This window comes from Streptomyces sp. NPDC099050 (assembly GCF_044759865.1).
Lineage (GTDB): Bacteria > Actinomycetota > Actinomycetes > Streptomycetales > Streptomycetaceae > Streptomyces.
In genome coordinates, this window is sequence record NZ_JBIWAE010000072.1 from 1 (window position 1) to 1,424 (window position 1,424).

Sequence of the window (1,424 nt, forward strand, 5' to 3'; positions counted from 1 at the left end):
CGGAAGATTTCAAGTCAAGTGAGACGGTTGGGGTGCTATGAAGCTTGTTGTGCGGGTTCCCTGCGCTTGGCCGGATCGTTGATCCACACGCGTCGTGGGATCGCTGGCGGCACGGGGCGTCGGCCGAAGCGTTCGGGGTGCTGCGCATACGCCTCGGCGAGGGTGACGGCGCGCTGATCGCGGACCTCCTCGGCGGTGCCGAAGTGGACGCTCGCGGGTGTGTGGTAGCCGATCCCCGAGTGCCGGTGTTCGTGGTTGTAGTACGTGGTGAACGCGTCGAACCACTCCCGGGCGTGGGCCAGGGAGTCGAACCGGTCGGGGTAGTCGGCGGCGTACTTCGTGGTCTTGAACTGACTTTCGCTGAAGGGGTTGTCGTTTGAGACCTTCGGCCTGGAATGGCTTCTGGTGACGCCGAGGTCGATCAGCAGCTGCGAGACCTTCTTCGAGGTCATCGAGGTGCCGCGATCCGCGTGCACGGTCTCGGGTATCAGCCCGTTGCGCTCGATGGTCTCGCGGATCAGCTCTTCGGCCCGCTCCGCCGATTCGGCTCCTTCGACGGTGTGGCCGACGACGTAGCGGCTGAAGATGTCGATGACGACGTAGGCGTGATACCAGACTCCCTTGACCGGGCCGGCGAGCTTGGTGATGTCCCAGGTGAACACCTGCGAAGGTGCGGTGGCGACCAGCTCGGGCACGGTCTTGGCCGGATGGGTGGCCTGGCGGCGGCGCTCGCCGGACTGCCCGTGCTCGCGCAGGATCCGATACATCGTGGAGATCGAGCAGTGGTAGCGCCCGGCGTCCAGCTCGCGGGCCCAGATCTGCGCGGGCGGCAGCTCGGCGTACTCACCGCTGTTCATCAGCTCCAGGACGGCGGCCCGCTCGCCGGTATCGAGCGCGGACGGCGGCGCGGGACGCGGTTTCGGCTCGCGCACCGGCGGCGGCTTCAGCCGGCGGTAGTGGGTGGCGCGGGAGCGGCCGGTCAGCCGACACGCGGCCGTGATGCCCAGCTCGCACTCCACGCCGGTGAACGCCTGATCCACGACCGGCTCACACGCCTGCTTCAGTCCGCGCTCTCGGAGATCATTTCCAAGAGCGCCGAAGCTTTTCCCATGACCTCCAACGCGGCCTTGTTCCGGGCCAGTTCCTTCTCCAGCCGCTCGACCTGGCGGCGTAGCTTCTCGTTCTCCATCTCGACCGCGGACTTCTTCGGCCGGACCGGACTCGTGCGCCGGTCGACCAGGTTCTCCAGGGCCCCGGCATCCCGCGCGGCCCGCCACTCGGTGACGTGCGAGTGATACAGGCGCTCGCGGCGAAGCACCGCACCCTTCTCATTCTTGGGCGCGGCGTCGTACTCGGCCACGATCCGCAGCTTGTACTCCGGACTGAAACTGCGGCGCTTCGGCTTCGGAGCCGGATCGGACGCG

1 protein-coding gene and 1 pseudogene are annotated in these 1,424 nt (G+C 67.4%); both read right to left on the reverse strand.

All coding sequences use genetic code 11. The features are described 5' to 3' along the window. Positions 1–35: 35 nt before the first annotated feature. On the reverse strand, positions 36–1,040 hold the full coding sequence (locus ACIQV3_RS40525; protein WP_403722412.1) for an IS3 family transposase: 1,005 nt from the start codon (positions 1,038–1,040) through the stop codon (positions 36–38). A 20-nt stretch (positions 1,041–1,060) separates the two neighbouring features. Continuing rightward, positions 1,061–1,424: pseudogene (locus ACIQV3_RS40530) on the reverse strand (hypothetical protein); the annotation flags it as partial.